5 protein-coding genes are annotated in these 16,993 nt (G+C 68.8%); all 5 read right to left on the bottom strand.

Features of this window, described 5'->3' with window-relative positions:
* Window positions 1–187: 187 nt before the first annotated feature.
* The 5 genes from ffh to HUA78_RS00200 all read right to left on the bottom strand — a co-directional run bounded on the left by ffh (window position 188) and on the right by HUA78_RS00200 (window position 16,993).
* Entirely contained in the window at window positions 188–1,834 is a 1,647-nt protein-coding gene (gene ffh / locus HUA78_RS00220) for a signal recognition particle protein (protein ID WP_174453623.1), read from the bottom strand.
* A gap of 453 nt (window positions 1,835–2,287) precedes the next feature.
* On the bottom strand, window positions 2,288–3,346 hold the full coding sequence (locus HUA78_RS00215; protein WP_174453624.1) for a Rieske (2Fe-2S) protein: 1,059 nt from the start codon (window positions 3,344–3,346) through the stop codon (window positions 2,288–2,290).
* Window positions 3,343–4,854, bottom strand: coding sequence for a condensation domain-containing protein (locus HUA78_RS00210; RefSeq protein ID WP_174475425.1), 1,512 nt, complete (start codon window positions 4,852–4,854; stop codon window positions 3,343–3,345). The genes HUA78_RS00215 and HUA78_RS00210 overlap by 4 nt, the downstream gene beginning before the upstream one ends.
* Window positions 4,851–11,429, bottom strand: a complete 6,579-nt coding sequence (locus HUA78_RS00205; RefSeq protein ID WP_174475424.1) for a type I polyketide synthase — start codon at window positions 11,427–11,429, stop codon at window positions 4,851–4,853. The genes HUA78_RS00210 and HUA78_RS00205 overlap by 4 nt, the downstream gene beginning before the upstream one ends.
* Window positions 11,426–16,993, bottom strand: coding sequence for a type I polyketide synthase (locus HUA78_RS00200; RefSeq protein ID WP_174475423.1), 5,568 nt, complete (start codon window positions 16,991–16,993; stop codon window positions 11,426–11,428). The genes HUA78_RS00205 and HUA78_RS00200 overlap by 4 nt, the downstream gene beginning before the upstream one ends.

The following is a 16,993-nucleotide window of genomic DNA, read 5'->3' as shown; positions in this document are numbered from 1 at the left end:
GCACCCAGATGCCTATCACGGCCGCGTCAGGCCCGCGTGAGCGGGCCAGTTGCCCCCAGCGCAGCCCGTCCGCCATCCCGGACCTCCATCCCGCGAACCGCCACACCCCGTGAAACGAGAAGCCCGCGCCTCTCGGACTCCTCCGAGCAGCACGGGCTTCACCGTCGTGGACCTCGAGGCCTCGGTCCTACTTCTTCTTCCGGTTCTTCTTCTTGTTGTCCTTCTCCCGCTTGCGGCGCTCCTTGATGGCGTCGCGGTCCTCGGGCTTCCCACTCGCGGCGGGCGGGGCGTAGCCCATGAGGCGGGCCTTCGCCATGGCGGCCTGCCCCATGGGAGGCGTGTAGCCAGGGGCCACCTGCGGCAACTGCATGGGCATCCCCATGCCGGGCATGCCGCCGCTCATCATCTTCTCCATCATCTTGGGGTCCCCACCAAACATGCTGGAGAGGTCCATGTTCCGCATCTGCGACAGCTGACCCAACTGCTTGAAGCCAGGGATTCGGCCGAGGAGGCCCGGGTTCTGGCCAATGGTCCCCATCACCTGCTGCATCATCCCGAACTTCTGAAGCAGCTCGCGCACGTCCTCCGGCTTGCGACCGCTGCCCTTCGCGATGCGGCCAATCCGGCTGGAGTTGATGAGGTCCGGACGCAGGCGCTCCTTCTCCGTCATCGAGTCGTACATCGACTCAATCTTGGTCAGCTCCTTCTCGTCCGGGTTGAGCTGGTCGGTCAGGTCGCCGAAGAGGGGGAACTTCTCCAGCAGGTCCTTGAGCGGACCCATCTTCCGCACCATGCGGATCTGCTCGACGAAGTCCTTCATCGAGAACTGGCCGGACAGGAGCTTGCGCGCGTCGTCCTCGGCCTTCTTCTCGTCGACGACCTTCTCGAAGTCCTTCATCAGGCCGACGATGTCGCCGAACCCGAGGATGCGACCGGCGAGGCCCTCCGGGCGGAACTCCTCCAGCTTGTCCATCGACTCGCCCATGCCGAGGAACTTGATGGGCTTGCCGGTGACTTCCTTGATGGAGAGCGCCGCGCCGCCGCGAGCATCGCCGTCCAGCTTCGTCAGGATGAAGCCATCCAGGCTCAGTCGCCGGTCGAACTCGGCCGCGGTGCGCACCGCGTCCTGACCAATCATCGCGTCACACACCAGGAGGATGTTGTCCGGGTGGACGTTGGTCTTGATGGACTCCAGCTCGTTCATCAGCGCTTCGTCGATGGCGAGCCGACCGGCGGTGTCGATGATCACCACGTCGCACTTCTGCTCGCGAGCGGCGGCATAACCTCGCTTGGCCAGCTCGGGCGGCTGCACGCCGGGCTCGTGGTAGACGGGCACCTTGAGCCGCTCACCCAGCACCTTGAGCTGATCCACGGCGGCGGGACGGTAGATGTCCGCGGCGACGAGCAGCGGCTTGCGCCCCTGCTGAAGCAGCCGGTTGGCGAGCTTGCCGGCGGTCGTCGTCTTACCGGAGCCCTGGAGGCCCACCATCATGATGCCGGACAGCTGCCCCTTCGGCTTGAGGTTCAGGCTCGTGTCGACCGGCCCCATCAGCGCCTCGAGCTCGTCGTGGCAGATCTTGATGAAGTGGTCCATCGGGCTGACCTTGCGCTTCTGGCCCGAGGCATCGGTGATGGTCGTCTGGACGAGCTCGCCCACGGCCTTCTCGCGGACGCGGGCGACAAACTTCTTCACCACATCGAAGGCGACGTCGGCCTCGAGCAGCGAGACGCGGATGTCGCGCAGCGACTCGTCGACCAGCTCGGGGGTGAGCTCGCTCTTGCCGGCGAGGCGGTTCTTGGCGGCGCGGAAGCCCTTGGTGACGGTCTCAAGCATGGGGGGCGCTTTATAACAGGGGGAAGGTGGGATGCGACCGTGGAGCGCATCCCGGACGTCGAAGAGTGGAGAGCCGGGCACCCGGCCCCGCCCGCCCGGGGCGGCCTGGAGCACGGACCCCGAATTCATCAACGCTCTTGAGGGGTTGGCGCATCCCTGGCCCCCGGAAGGCACCCGCCGGGGACCCCATGGGGGAAGTGCCCCCCGGGTCCGCCGGACCGAGCCTCCACCCTTCGGGCAGGCGCGGATACACCGGGTCCCTTGGGGGTTCCTCCCGCGCGAAGGCGGTTGCCCCTGTCGCCCGGATGCAGGACTGGGGGGCAAGGGGGCGCGTTCCGGAGCCCAGCCGTCGCGAGGCGGGACTCGCCCTGGGCCAGGTGCGCCGCCGAGCGGAGGGGCGAAGTCCATCCCTCCGCCACACGGTCGCGCCTGGACGAGCCAGGGGCCTGGTGCTCAGGCGGCGGAGAGCAGGTCCGCCTTGGGATACTCACGGACGTACTTGAGGAAGCCGAGCAGCGTCTTGTCCGCTTCGACCATCACCCCTTGGCGGAACTGGATGGTCTGCAGGACACCCTCGTCGTCATCGAGGAACGCTTGCATGAACTTCGCGGCACGCAGCAGGCGAGGCGCGTCCTTGAGGAAGCTCATCATGGTGCCGCTCACGAGCGCGAACTGCTCCGTGCGGGTCGGCGGCCGGCCCTTGTTCTTGCCTTCCTTTCGAGGCACTCCCGCGAGCAGGTAGGCCCGCGTTCCACCCCCTGGGATGCGCGTGCCGGTGAACATGCCGAAGATGGGGCCCGAGGGCGTGCGGGAGATGGCGGAGAACGTGTTGGTGCCTGTCACCCGGTTCCAGTTCTCCACCTTCAACCCATCACGGGTGGTGTAGTGGACGTCGTGCTCGAGGACGTAGTCCGAGCTGTTCATGTTGATGGGTCCCTCGATGATGCCCAGCTCGTGCAGCGTGTGCAGGTGCTGGTAGTCGTGGGAGTTGCACACCATCACCCAGGGTGGGACGGGGAAGCCCGCCTCATGCACCTTGACGCCGTACAGCAGGTCGCCCTCCTCGTAGCCGCGCACGCCCGGCACGTCGAAAAGCGGCTTCTCGCCGTTGAATGCCCAGACCATTCCCCACTTCTCCGCCGTGGGAAAAGTCTGGATGCGGGCGCGGTCGGGAATCTTGCAGCCCACGGGGATGTGGGTACAGACGCCCTCCTGGTTGTACTGCCAATGGTGGAAAGGGCAGCGCACCTCGTCGCCAATCACGTCGCCGATGCTCAGGTCCGCGCCAATATGACTGCAATAGGCGCTCATCACCTGCGCCTTGCCGTTCTTTCCTCGAAAGGCAATCACCTTTCCATCCAGGAACCCGCGGCCGACAATCTTGCCGGGCTTGAGTTCCCTCGAAAGGCAGACGGCATACCAGTTCTGGTGATAGCCGATGCCGGGGCCTTCGAGGATGGGCCGCGAGTCGCGCACTGCGGGTTCGGTGGCGGGGCGCATCAATGCCGTCATGGGTTCCTCTGGGGGTGGCGGTGGGGGTGGGGAAAGACTGACTGCCGTGGGTCCTCGGCGAAGGCGCGCAGCAGGGCCTGGAGTTCTCGGGCCCAGCCGGTGACGGTGTCCGCGTCGATTCGGTCGCTGTCGTGGATGAGCTCTCCACGCAGCCCCGTCGGGGTCTCTTCCAGATACAACGTGAGGTCGAGCAGCGCCGTGTCGTGCGCGAGCGCCAAGGGGGTCGCCTCGAGCGCGGACAGCTCGGGTTGGGGCGCGACGCCCTTCAGGACGAGCATCACGTTGGGCGTCGGGCCTCCAATGGCCTCGGGCGGAACGTCGGGATGGGCATAGGCGCCGAGCGCCACGGCTCGTGCATGCGCGAGCAGCTCCAGGAAGCTCGGTGCGCCCTCGGGGCGCAGGCGCAGCGCCAGTGTGTTGATGAACGTCCCGACGAGCGGCTCGAGGTCCGTGTGGCCCCGATGTGCGGCGGGCGTGCCGATGAGCAGGTCTCGCTGGCCACAGGCTCGCGCGAGGAGCACGTACAGCGAGGACAGCAGCACCATGAAGAGCGTGCTGCCCGCCTGCTGTCCCACCACCCGCAGTCGCTCGACGACCTCGTGCTCCACGCTGAAGTCGACGGAGCCACCGTGGTAGCGCCGCTGCTCCATTCCTTTCGAGCGCGTGGGCCACTCCAGCCGAGGCGGCGGGGCCGCAAGCTGCTGCTTCCAGTACCCGAGCTGTCGTGGAAGGACCTCCTCCTGGACCCATCGCCGTTGCCAGCGCGCGTAGTCCGCGTACTGGAGTCGCAGGGGAGCGAATGGACAGGGCTCGCCCGCGAGGAAGGCCGCATAGAGCACCGTCAGCTCATGCACCAGCGCTCCCCGGGATGCGCCGTCCACCACCGTGTGGTGCATCATCAGCACCATCACATGGCGCTGCTCGGAGAGGAGCAGGAGCCAGGCTCGGAACAGCGGGCCTCGGGCCAGGTCGATTCGCCGCCGATGCTCGTCGTGAAGGAGGCGGCGAAGTGCTTCCTGCTGCGCCTCGGCGTTGAGCGCGCACAGGTCCACGGGCTCCATTGCGGTAGACCCCGGTGGCGCGATGACCTGGACGGGGGTGTCTCCCCGGAGCTCGAACGTCGTCCGCAGCACCTCGTGGCGCTCGACGAGCGTCGCCACGGCACGCGTGAGCGCATCCCGGTTGAGCGGCCCCTCCAGCCGCATGGCGAAGGTGGCGATGTGGGCCGGAGCGAGGTCCGGCTCCCTCACCTCGGCGCGCCACAGACGCTCCTGGGTGAGAGACAGCGGCGGTGGCCCGTTTCGAGGCAAGGGCTCCAGTCGAATGGACTCCGGCGCCCCCCGCGCCTGCTGAAGCAGCTCCAGCAAGCGCGGCTTGTGCTCCACGAGCGCCGAGCGGAGCGTCGCGTCCACGACGCCCTCTTTTGCTCGGACGCGCAGTTGCTGCCCCTCCGCCCAGAGCTGGACGTGGCGCTCCGTGAGGCTGGAGAGGAGCTGCTCCAGGTTCATAGGGTCAGCTCACTCATTCCCGGCGTGGAGTCCGCCGTCAGCGCCTGCGTCGACGCGAGCTGATTGACGGTGAGCTGCTGCTGGGTGAGCTCCGCCAGTTCCTGGAGGCTGGCGCCGTCGATGAACTTCGCGATGGGCAGGTCCACGCCCAGCGCATTCATCAGGTGGTTCTTCAGCTCGATGGCCATCAGCGAATCGAGACCCAGCTCGGTGAGGGGCCGCTCGGGCGCCAGCCGCGATGGATTCTTGATGCGCAGCACCTTGGACAGCCGCTTCTGCAGCTCGGTCACCAGCAGCCGGCGAGCCTCCACGGGGGAGACCTCCGAGAGCTTGCGGAGCAATGCGTCGTCCCGCGCCGAGGCTTTCGCACCACCACCGCCCTCCCGTGCGACGAGCGCGGACAGCAAGAGCGGCACCGCGCCCTGCACTTCGAAGCCACCTCGGGCGATGGGCATGACCGCCACTTGAACCGCGGCGCTCGCCGAGAGCAGCGACGACAGGACGGCGAGCCCCTGGGCCGGACGGATGGGATTCATCCACCGGTCGGCGAGTCGCTCCTGGACGCGCTCGTTCGCCGCGGCGCCCACTTCCGACCAGGCGCCCCAGTTGATGGTCAGCGCGGGCAGGCCCTTGGCGCGCCGGTAGTGGGCCAGCGCGTCCTGGAACGTGTTGGCCGCGGAGTGGTTCGCCTGACCGCTGTTCCCCAGCAGCGACGCGATGGACGAGTAGAGGACGAAGAAGTCCAGCGGCTGTCCCAGCGTCAGTCGATGCAGGTTCCACGAGCCGAGCACCTTCGCCGCGAACACCTTCTTGAAGCGCGCGTGCGTCTGCTGCTCGAGGATGCCGTCGTCGAGCGCTCCCGCGGAGTGGATGACCCCTCTCAACGGAGGCATGCCCTCCAGCCCCGACACCAGGGCCCTGGCAAGCGCGTCTTCCTGCGACACATCCGCGCGGGCCACCACGACGCGCACATTCGCGCTCTCCAGCTCCTGGAGCTGCTCCGAGGCCGCCGCTGTCGGGGCCCCGCGTCCAAGCAACAGGAGGTGACGGGCCCCACGCTCCACGAGCAGTCGGGCCGTGAGCAGGCCCAGTCCGTTGAGTCCGCCCGTGATGAGATACGTCCCATCTTCACGGCACTGGAAGGGCACCTCCGACTCCATCCGCGAATGCCGCATGACGCGAGGCACGCGCCGGATGCCGTCCCGGAAGGCGACCTGCTCGTCGGAGCGCTCCGAGAGCAGCTCGGTCACCAGCCCTTCCAGGTCATCGCGCCGAGGGTCCAGGTCGATGACCGTGCCTCCCAGCTTGGGGTACTCCATCGCGATGCCTCGCCCGAGGCCGTGCAGCGGTGACTGCGCGACGCCCGGGGCTCCATCCCCCAGCACGTCGAGCGCGCCCCGGGTGACGAAGCTCAGCGCGGGTGAGAGCCGCGTGGCCAGCAGCGCCTGGAGCAGGTCGAGCGCGCTGCCACAACCATTGCGGTACGCCGCCTCCAAATCGAGCTGCGCCATGTCGTCCGGTCCCGAGGAGTCGAGGCTCGTGAGGTGGACGACGTGCGTGGGGGCTTGCGTGATTGCGAGCTCTTTCAACAGCTGGGTGAAGTCCGCGACGGTGGCCCCCGTGCCGGAGATCACCGCGCACAGCTCGCCTCGGGCTTCCAGTCGCTCGGCCAGCCTGTACCCCGTGCCTCGCGCGTCCGCGACGATGAGCCACTGACGCCGGCTGGCGCGCGCGTCCTCGTCGGGCAGTCGAGCCAGGATGACCGCCGCCTGGAGACTGGCTTCGTGCTCCTCTTTCGCCAGCGCCGCGCTCGTGGAGAAGCCCTCCTGCGCGAACAGCGTCTTCCACCCCGCGCTCGAAATGAGTGGGTGCGTGGGGCGCAGGTCTGTGTCCGTGTAACGCCACCAGCCAGACGTCAGGCCGAACGTGAGGTCGACCCAGCGCCGCTTGGACGTGGCCTCGACGATGAGCAGCATCCCCGAGGGCGCCAGGAGCCGACGCGCGTTTCTCAGCGTCTCCTTCAAGCTCTCCGTGGCGTGCAGGACGTTGGCCGCGACGATGATGTCGAAGCCGCCGGCCTCGAAGCCCTGGGTGGCCGGGTCCTTCTCGATGTCCAGCGTCCGGTACGTCACGAACGGATGCGCGCGGAACTCCTGCGCGGCGCGCTGGAGGAAGAGCGGTGAGATGTCCGTGAAGACGTACTCGGTGCGCTCCGCGGGCAGCTCGGGCAACAGCAGGGCCGTCGTGCCACCGGTGCCGGCGCCAATCTCCAGCACCCTGATAGTGCGCTCCGCCGGCAATCGCGAGACAGCCTGTGCGAGCGCCGTCTTCGCCTGTGCGTTGAGCTCCCGAGGGCCTGGCGAGTCACGGTACAGGCTGGCCGCGACCTCCATGTCTCCCTTGGGGAACAGCAACTCCAGCGGGTCGCAGCGCCCCCGAAGGGCCTCCGCGAGTCCTTCGCCGCAACGCTGCACCAACGCCTGCTCCGAGCGATGCGCCGGGTAACGCTCCGCCAGGGACGCCATGCGCGCCGCGACGTCCATGGGCGCCGGACAGGTGACGACCTCCAGTGTCTCTCCCGTGGTTCGCAGCAGGCCTTCCTCGGTGAGCATCTCGAGCAGTCGCCGCCACAGCCGTTGGTGCAGCGGAACGACCCCTAGCCGCGCGGCACGCTCATCCGCCTTGAAGCTCGTGCCCGGCGTGAGGTCGCAGCCCAGTCGCTCCATCGCCTGGAGCACGTAGGGGACGCACAGCGACTCCAGCTCCTGGAGGAACACGCCGTAGGCCGCCAGGTCTTCGCGGCCGGACAAGGCCTCCAAGTGGGGGAGGACCGCGTCACGCAGCGAGTTCGGCGTGGGAATCCAGGATGGGGGCACGCGGCGCCCGTGGGGCAGGGCGGGGTGCCATTCGAGTGCGTAGAGCCACTCCTCGAGCAGCTTGTCACCCTGGCCCAGCAACGCCTCCAGTCGGACCTGACGGAAGCGCAGTCGCTCCGCCTCCGCGAGCAGTCGCCCATCCGTGCTGAACACTCGAAGCGATGCAATCGCCTCCACGCCTTCCTGGCGACGCTGGAGGCTTGCCCAGACCTCTCGCTCCATCGGCGCGTGGAGTCGGAGCCCTTCGACACCGGCGGGGAGATAGGGCACGTCCTTGCGCTTGGGGAACGTCACGCCCAGCGCCTGGAAGCATGCGTCCAACATCACTGGATGCACGGTGTACGGCTCCAGCTTGAGTCCCTCCGGCAGGACGATGCGCACGAGGGCCTCGCCCTCTTGGCCGTACATGGCCTGGAGTGCCTGGAACATCGACCCGTACACCAGCCCTCCGCTGGCCAGATGCGCGTAGTAGTCCGCGGGCGCGATGGCCTCCGTCATCCGCGCTCGCAGGGACGCCAGGGACTCGCCCGCTGCCTTTGACGGTGACGCCGCTCCGAGTCGCCCCGTGGCCACCTGTTCCCAGGTGGTGACCCGGTCTTGCTCCCGACGCATGAACACCTTGAGGACCTGTGTCGCTCCCTCCTCCTTCACCAACGTCGATTGGAGGATGACGGCGCCCTTCTCCGGCAGGGCGACGGGCCGCTCGAAGGTGAGCTGGAGCAGCTCCAACGGCTTCTCACCCGGAACGCTGGAGAAGCGACCCGCGGCCAGTGCCAGCTCGACATGGGCCGCCGCTGGCAACAGCGCGGTGCCCGCCGCGCGATGGTGGTCGAGGAAGAAGGGCTCCCTGGCGCCGAGCGCTCCCTCGAAGCGCACATCGCTCGAACCCGCCAGCTCGACGCGCCGGCCGAGCAGCGGATGGATCACTCCCACCTGGGAGGGCAGAGGCTGCGCGCCAGCAGTCTCCGGACCTGTCTCCACCCAGTAGCGCTCGCGCTCAAAGGGCGTGGTGGGCAAGCGCACCCGCCCACGAGACGTCTTCCCGTGTACCTGCGACCAGTCGACGGGGACGCCGCGCGTGTGGAGCGTGGCCAGGCTCTCCAGCATCCGTCGACGGTTCCCCATGCCCGTGTGCAGCGACGGAAGCCACTCGCGTGACTCGCCGTCCTCCGGAATGCACCGCTGCGCGAGGCCGAGCAGCACGCTCGCGGGGCCCACCTCCACGAAGTTCCGCACACCCAACGCGTGGATGGACTCCACCGCTCGCGCGAAGTTGACGGGCTGGAGCAGGTGCCGGCACCAGAAGTCCGGCTCCGACAGCTCACCCTCCACGAGCTGGCCCGTCATGTCCGAGACGATGCGCAGTCTCGGCGTGTTGAGCCGCACCCGGGAGAGGTGCTCGCGGAAGCGGTCGACCATCGGATGCATCAGGGGCGAGTGGAACGCGTGCGAGACGTTGAGCTTCTTCGCCTGGATTCCCTCCGCCGCCAGGGCCTCCACCACCGCGTTGACGGCTTCACTCGCACCGGAGATGACCGTGCTCGTGGGGCCATTGATGGCCGCGATGGACAGTCGCTCGCGATAGGGCTCGATGGCCGCCGCCACCTTCGCGTAGGGCGCGAGGAACGAGGCCATCTCGCCCCCCGGTGGCAGCTCATGCATCAGTCGTCCACGCAGGGCGACCAGCGGCAGCACGTCTTCAAGACTGATGACGCCCGCCACGCACGCGGCCGCGTACTGCCCCAGGCTGTGCCCCACCACGACGGAGGGCTCCACGCCCCAGGCCTTCCACTGCTCGGCCAGGGACACCTCCAGCGCCACCATGGCGGGCTGGGTGAATACCGCCTGCTCCAGAGGTGAGCCGCTGCCCTCCTCGGCGAACAGCACCTCCAGCAGGGGCTTCGGAAGATGCGGTGCCAGGATGCTCGCGCACCGGTCCATCGCCGCGCGGAACACCGGCTCTCGTGTGTACAGCTCCCTCCCCATGCCCAGGTGCTGCGAGCCCTGTCCGCTGAAGAGGAAGGCGACCTGCGCGGCGCGCGACGCGGCCTCCTCGGAGACGATGAGCCCGTCGATGGGATTGCCACTCGAGAATGCCTGGAGCTGTGCACGCAGCTCGTCACCCGAGGTGGCGACGGCGGCGAGCCGGTAGGGCATCGTGGAACGGCTCGCGGTCGCGCTGTGACACACGTCGGAGACGTCCTGCTCCGCGTTCCGCGTCAGGTGGGTCGTGTAGCTCCCGGCCAGTGTCGACAGCGCCGAGGCGGTCTTCGCCGAGAGGACCAGGACGTGTTCTCGTCCCGGTTCGGAGGGCGTGGCGCGCTTCTCGGTGATGGGTGCTGCCTCCAGCACCACGTGGGCGTTCGTCCCGCTGTAACCGAACGAGCTCACTCCCACGAAGTTCCGAGGGCCGCCGGGAAAGTCGCGCCGCTCCGTGACGACGGACACGGGCAGCTCGTTCCAGCGAATCTCCGGGTTCGGCGTCTGGAAGTGCAGGTTCTTGGGAATCTGCCGGTGCTGGAGGCTCAGCGCGGCCTTCATCAGCCCCGCCATGCCGGCCGCGATTTCCGTGTGCCCGATGTTCGTCTTCACCGAGCCGATGAGGAGCGGCTCCTCACGGTGACGCTCGTCCTGGAAGACGCGGCCCAGCGCTTCGACCTCGATGGGGTCGCCCAGCGCCGTCCCCGTGCCGTGGGCCTCCACGAAGTCGATCTGCGAGGGCTCCACGCCACCGTTGCGAAGCGCGGAGCGGATGACTCGCTCCTGGGCGCTGCCGTTGGGCACCAGCAGACCGCTGCTGTGGCCGTCGTGATTGACGGCGGAGCCTCGAAGCACCGCGATGACTTCGTCACCGTCCGCGAGCGCGTCCGACAGGCGCTTGAGCACCACGACGCCGCAGCCCTCGCCCCGCACGAAGCCGTCCGCCCTGGCGTCGAAGGTCTTGCAGTGTCCCTCCGCGGAGAGCATCCGCATCTGGCATTCGACGATGGTGCTCATCGGCGAGAGCATCAGGTTGACGCCCGCGGCCAGCGCCACGTCGGTCTCTCCGTTGCGCAGGCTCTGACAAGCCAGATGCAAGGCCACCAGCGAGGACGAGCACGCCGTGTCCACCACGAGCGTGGGACCTTCCAGCGCGAGCAGATGGGCGATGCGTCCCGCCGCCACGCTCAGGCCCGTGCCCGAGCCGGTGTGCGAGTCAATCTCGCCGGAGGCGTGCACCAGGTAGGCGTAGTCGCGGTGCATGATGCCCACGAACACGCCGGTGGCCGTGCCCCTCAGCCTCGACGGCGAGAGCCCCGCGTGTTCGAGCGCTTCCCAGCTCGTCTCCAGGAGCAGACGCTGCTGCGGGTCCATCAGCACCGCCTCACGCGGAGAGATGCCGAAGAACAGCGGGTCGAACCGGTCCACTTGGTTCACGAAGGCGCCATGCCGCGTGTACATCTTCCCCGGCGTGCCGGGGACGGGCGAGTAGAGCGCGTCCAGGCTCCAGCGGTCCGAGGGCACCTCGGTGACGGCGTCGCGCCCCGCCGCGAGCAGCTCCCAGTACGCCTCCGGACTGTCCACGTTCCCAGGGAAGCGGCAACCCATTCCGACGAGTGCGATGGGCTCCGCCGGGACGAGCCCCATCTTGTTGCGAAGCTGCTTGGCGGCATACGCGAGCTGCGTCGCGCTCATCTGGGCCAGTTCATGCGCGTTCATCGGTCACCTCGGGGCCCTGCTTCGTTGGACCGCCCGGCGGCGAGCGCCGCGGTCACATCGGCTTCGGACATCTGATTGACCTCCATCAAGAACGATTCGAGCTCGGCGTCTCGCGGGGCCGCGGACACCTCCTGCGCCTCGGGGGCGGGCACCAGCTCGCGCGCGAGGTGATTCGATAGGGCCTGGACACTCGGGTGGTCGAAGATGAGGCTCACCGGCAGCGAGCGGCCCAGCGTCCGCTGGAGCGCGTTGCGCAGCTCCGTCGCCATCAGCGAGTCCATGCCCGCCTCGAAGAGGCCTTGCTCCGGATCCAACGGACGGCTCGCATCTAGCCCGAGCACCCGCGTCGCCACCGAGGCGATGTGCTCCCGCAGGAGTCGAGGCTTGTCACCGGGAGGCGCGCTCTCGAAGCGGCGCAGGAAGTCCGCGCCCGTCGCGCCGCCCGTGGGTGTCACTCCCGCGAGCTCCGAGAAGTACGGCGCCGCGGCGAGCCGCCCCATCGACTGCCAGCCGATGGCCACGACTCCCACCTGGGGCCTTCGTTGACCCAGCAGTTGCTCGAAGGCGGCGAGCCCCTGCTCGGGACTGATGGGGGTGACGCCCATGCGGCGGACTCGCTCCATCACCCGCTCCGTCGCGGCCACGCCCACCTCGGACCAGGGGCCCCAGTTGATGGAGAGCGCCGGCAGGCCCGATGCGTGACGGTGATGGGCCAGCGCGTCGAGGAAGGCGTTGGCGGCCACATAGCTGGCCTGCCCTGACTGCCCCAGTAGCGAGGCCACCGAGGAGAAGAGGACAAAGAAATCCAGCGGCTGTCCCAACGTGTGACGGTGGAGATGCCACGCGCCGAGCGCCTTGGGGCCCAGCACTCGCTCGAAGCGCTCCAGGTCCTGCTGCAACAGCATGCCGTCGTCGAGGACCGCCGCCGCGTGGACGATGCCGCGCAACGGAGGCATCGTGTTCGCGAGGCGCGCGAGCAGCTCCGTGACTTGTGCCTCCACGGAGATGTCGACCTGCAAGGTGACGACGCGCGCACCTCGTGTTTCCAACTCGCGCAGGCTGTCCCTCGCTTCAGCCGAGGGGGCGCGCCTGCCAAGCAACACCAGATTCCTGGCGCCACGCTCCACCAGGCGGCCCGCGAGCTTCAGGCCCAGGCCGCCGAGCCCGCCCGTGACGAGGTACGTCGCGTCGCCACGGAGCTTGAGCGTCGTGGTGCCTTCCGCTGCCTCGGCGCTCCTCGCGAGACGCGAGACCAGCCGCTGTCCGCCCCGGAGGCAGACCTCGTCCTCGGGTGTGCGTTGCTGGAGCTCCGCGACGAGTGCCTCGACCCCGTCCGTTCCTTGCGCCGGGTCCAGGTCCACTCGCAGGCACCGCAGCTCCGGGTGCTCCTGCGCGATGGCCTTGCCCAGGCCGGACAGACACGCCTGCACAGGCGTTGGAAGGGGATTTCCCTGCGTCGCCTGGGCTCCTCTCGTGACGAGCACCAGCCGGGGACTGACGCCTGTCTCGGCCGCCGCTCGCACGAGGTGGAGCGTGCTTCCCAGGAGGCTTCGATAGTCCCGGGCGAACGTGTCGGGCTCTCCGTCTCGCGCCGCACGCACGTCCAGCGCCGCGAGGTGGAGCATCCCCGTGAAGGGCCCCGCCTCCGTGAGCAGCCTCCTCGCGCTTGCCGCGAGCGTCAGGTCCACATGTCGCGTCCCGGTGTCCTCGGGGCCTGTTGTTTCTCCTGGCAGGGCCACGATGCAGTCCGACCCCGAGGCGCGCAGGCGGCGTGCGATATCCGTGGCCCGTCCACCCGTGTCACCGACGATGAGCCACCGCTCGCGAGGCGGCGTGCCCGTGGCGGGCGGCAGGGGTAGAGGACGCCACGCCACCTCGTACATCCAACCGCGTGGCACCCGCTTTGAGTTCCCGAGCAGGGCCTCACGCGGTGCCTGCTGGAACTCCAGTCGCTCCAGCTCCGCGAGGACTCGGCCGTCGGGTGCCAGGAGCGTGAAGTGCGCGGTGTGGACGCGCTGCCCCAACTCCGGCCCACCGTCGAGTCGCGCGTGGACGAAGACCTCACGCCCCAGCTTGTCGTGGACCCGCAGCTGTCCGATTCCCACGGGCAGGTAGATGCTGCCTGGAGGCCCCTCGGGAAACACGGCGCCGAGGACCTGGAAGCAAGCGTCGAGCAGCACGGGATGCAACACGTGCTCGCTTGCTTCGAGCGCGTCCGGAAGCGTGAGCTGTCCGAAGGCTTCCTGTCCGCCTCGGCCGAAGCGCGTGACGGCTCGGCACAGCGGCCCGTAGTCGATGCCGTGCTCACCGATGCGCCGGTAGAAGTCCGCGACGGAGACCTCCTCCGCGCAGCGCCTCGCGAGCACCGTGACATCCTGATGAAGCGAGGCCGAGGGCTTCTCCGTCGAAGACAATCGCCCCGAGGCATGGAGGGTGAAAGCTCCGTCGGACAGGCTGTGCACCTCGAAGGTGCCCTTGCGCGCGCCCTCGCCGTCGTCCGGCGTGACGAGGACCTGGACCGTGCGCGGCTCGCCTTCCTCCAGCCGCATGGGCTTGTGGAAGCGGACGTCCTCGAGACTCAGCGCGCCCTGGCCGAAGACCTCCTGGCCCGCGGCCACGCCCATCTCCAGATACGTCGCACCCGGGACGATGACCGAGTCGTAGACGCGGTGGTCGGCGAGAAAGGCGGGAGACTCGGTGCTCAGCTCGCCCTCGAACTGGATGACCCGAGCCGCGGAGTTCAGCCTTCGTCCGAGCAGCGGATGCCGCGCCTGCTCTTCTTCGCTCCTCGCGGACTTGAGCTTCATCCAGTGGCGCTTGCGCTGGAACGGCTGGTTCGGCAGGGGCACCCGTGAGCGCCGGCCGTGGGTCGCAATCCCCGTGAGCCCACTCGACGCTCCTCGTACCCAGAGCTCCGCGAGACTCGCGCGCATCTGCTCCACGTCCGAGTGCCCGTTGCGGAGGCTCGGCAGCCAGACCAGGCGCTCGTCGGGCAGACATGTGCGCCCCATTCCGAGCAGCACGGGGGTGGGGCCGAGCTCCACGATGAGGTCCGCCCCCTTCGCGTGCAGGGCACGCAGGCCCGCCGCGAAACGCACGGGCTCCCGGACATGGCGACGCCAGTAGGCCGGCGTCGTCGGCTCGTCGCGCACCAAGGCGCCGGTGAGATTGGAGATGAGCGGCAGCTCGGGTGGGCGCAGTCGGAGCTTCGCCACCATGCGCTCGAAGGAGTCGAGCATCGGCTCCATCAGCGGTGAGTGGAACGCGTGGGAGACGTTCAGGGGTTTGACCTCCACGCCCTCTCGCTGGAGGACTTCCCCGACGACCCGAAGCCGTTCGCTCCTGCCCGCGATGACCACTTCCGAGGGCCCATTCACCGCGGCGATGGAGAGCTCCCGGGGATGCGCGGCGACGAGGGCCGCCACTCGCTCCTCGGGTGCGCGTACCGCCAACATGCCCCCCACGCGTGGCAGCTCCTGCATCAGCCTTCCGCGCGTTGCCGCCAGCAGGAGCGCGTCCTCCAGCGACAGCACCCCCGCCACATGCGCCGCTGAAATCTCCCCGACGCTGTGTCCCATCACCACTGAGGGCTCGACGCCCCAGTGCTTCCACTGCTCCGCGAGCGCCACCTCCAGCGCCACCAGCGCGGGCTGCGTGTACGCCGTGTCATGCAACGTGCTGTCACCCGGCTCTCCCGCGGATGGGTAGAGCACCGACAGGAGAGAGACGCCCAGATGCGAGCGCAGCAGTTCGTCACACCGGTCCATCACCTCGCGGAAGCGGGGCTCATGGGCATACAGCTCGCGCGCCATGCCGACGTACTGCGAGCCCTGACCCGTGAACAGGAAGGCGACCCGGGGTTTCCTTCCCGTGGGCACCACTCCCGCGCTCACCCCTGAAGGTCGCTGACCCGAGGTGAACGCCTGGAGTCGCTCGTCGAGCTGCGCTCCGCTGGAGGCCAGCACCGTCAGCCGGTGCGGAAATGATGCGCGCCCCGTCGCGGCCGTGAAGCAGACATCCGCAAGCGGAACGTCCTTGCCCGGCCCCTGCCTCCAGGTGAGGTAGCGCCGCGTGAGCTCCTGCAGCGCCTCCTCGCTTCGTGCGGACAGCGCCAGCAGCTCGGGACCGGGCACCGGTGCCTCCGGCACTCTTTGCTGTGTGACAGCGAGTGGGGCCTCCTCGATGAGGACGTGCGCGTTGACTCCAGAGAGTCCGAAGCTGCTGACTCCCGCGATGCGAGGTCGCGTGCCACGCTTCCATGGCGTGCGCTCCGTCGTCACCGCGATGCGCGCCGGGTCCCACGAGACCTGCGGGTTCGGCGTGCGGAAGTGCAGGTGCGCGGGGAGCTCCTCGTTCTGGAGCGAGAGCACCAGCTTCATGATGCCCGCGACACCGGCCGCTGCTTCCAGGTGACCGATGTTCGTCTTCACCGAGCCGATGAGGAGCGGCGCGCCCGGCGCTCGCTCGGGACCGAAGACCGCGTCGATGGCGCGGACCTCTATCGGGTCTCCCAGCGGCGTCCCCGTGCCATGGGCTTCCAGGTAGTCCACGTCGCGCGGCGACAGCCGCCCCGAGGCCAGGGCCTTGCGAAGCAGCTTCTCCTGGGCCGGGCCGCTCGGAACCGTGATTCCGCCGCTCTGCCCGTCGTGATTGACGGCCGAGCCCCGCACCAGCGCCAGCACCGGGTCTCCCGCGCGCACGGCGTCGGAGAGGCGCTTGAGCACCAACATCCCGCAGCCCTCGCCACGGCCGAACCCATCCGCCGACGCATCGAACGTCTTCGAGCGACCATCCGGCGCCGTCGCGCGCATCTTCGACAGGACGATGCTGGTGTCCGGGAACACCATCAGGCTGACCCCCCCCGAGAGCGCCAGGTCGCACTCACGAGCGCGCAGGGCCTGGCAGGCCAGGTGCGTCGTCGCCAGCGTGGAGGAGCAGGCCGTGGCGATGACCATGCTCGGGCCTTGCAGGCCGAGCACGTACGAGAGCCGACCCGCGGCGAAGCTCATGTCATTGCCCGTGCCCATGTACGGCAGGTCGGGCGGGTCGATGCGCTGGAAGGGGACTCGGCCGTAGTCGCCGGTGATGACGCCCACGTAGACGCCGGTGGCGCTGCCGCCCAGCCGGTCCGGAGCGATGCCCGCGTTCTCCAGCGCCTCCCAGCTCGTCTCCAGCAACAGGCGCTGCTGCGGGTCCAACATGGCCGCCTCGCGTGGCGACATGTTGAAGAACGGCGCGTCGAACAGGTCGATGCGCTGGTCCACGAAGCAGCCGTACCGCGTGTACATCTTCCAGAACCGGTCGGGGTCCGGGTCATAGAGCGCGTCCGCGTCCCAGCGCTCCAGCGGCACCTTGCGCGTCGCGCACTGCCCTTCGTGCAGCAGGCGCCAGTAGCTGGCGGGGTCATTGGCTCCGCCTGGATAGCGGCAGGACATGCCGACGATGGCGATGGGTTCTTCCTGGACCGCCTGGAGCGCGTCCAGCCGCGAGCGCATCTCCTTCAGGGCGATGGCGGCCTGTTGAAGCGGCGTGGGGACTTCGCGGGGAGGGGAGGAAACCGTCAT

Origin of the sequence: Myxococcus sp. CA033 (genome assembly GCF_013336625.1) — a bacterium.
In the GTDB taxonomy this organism is placed as follows: domain Bacteria; phylum Myxococcota; class Myxococcia; order Myxococcales; family Myxococcaceae; genus Myxococcus; species Myxococcus llanfairpwllgwyngyllgogerychwyrndrobwllllantysiliogogogochensis.
Note: the sequence above shows the minus strand (reverse complement) of the source record. Positions and strands in the feature narration are given on the sequence as shown.

What these genes read in the sequence shown, in the direction of transcription:
- ffh (WP_174453623.1), bottom strand. Translation starts at nt 1,834, where the DNA reads ATGCTTGAGACCGTCACCAAGGGCTTCCGCGCCGCCAAGAACCGCCTC.
- HUA78_RS00215 (WP_174453624.1), bottom strand. Translation starts at nt 3,346, where the DNA reads ATGACGGCATTGATGCGCCCCGCCACCGAACCCGCAGTGCGCGACTCG.
- HUA78_RS00210 (WP_174475425.1), bottom strand. Translation starts at nt 4,854, where the DNA reads ATGAACCTGGAGCAGCTCCTCTCCAGCCTCACGGAGCGCCACGTCCAG.
- HUA78_RS00205 (WP_174475424.1), bottom strand. Translation starts at nt 11,429, where the DNA reads ATGAACGCGCATGAACTGGCCCAGATGAGCGCGACGCAGCTCGCGTAT.
- HUA78_RS00200 (WP_174475423.1), bottom strand. Translation starts at nt 16,993, where the DNA reads ATGACGGTTTCCTCCCCTCCCCGCGAAGTCCCCACGCCGCTTCAACAG.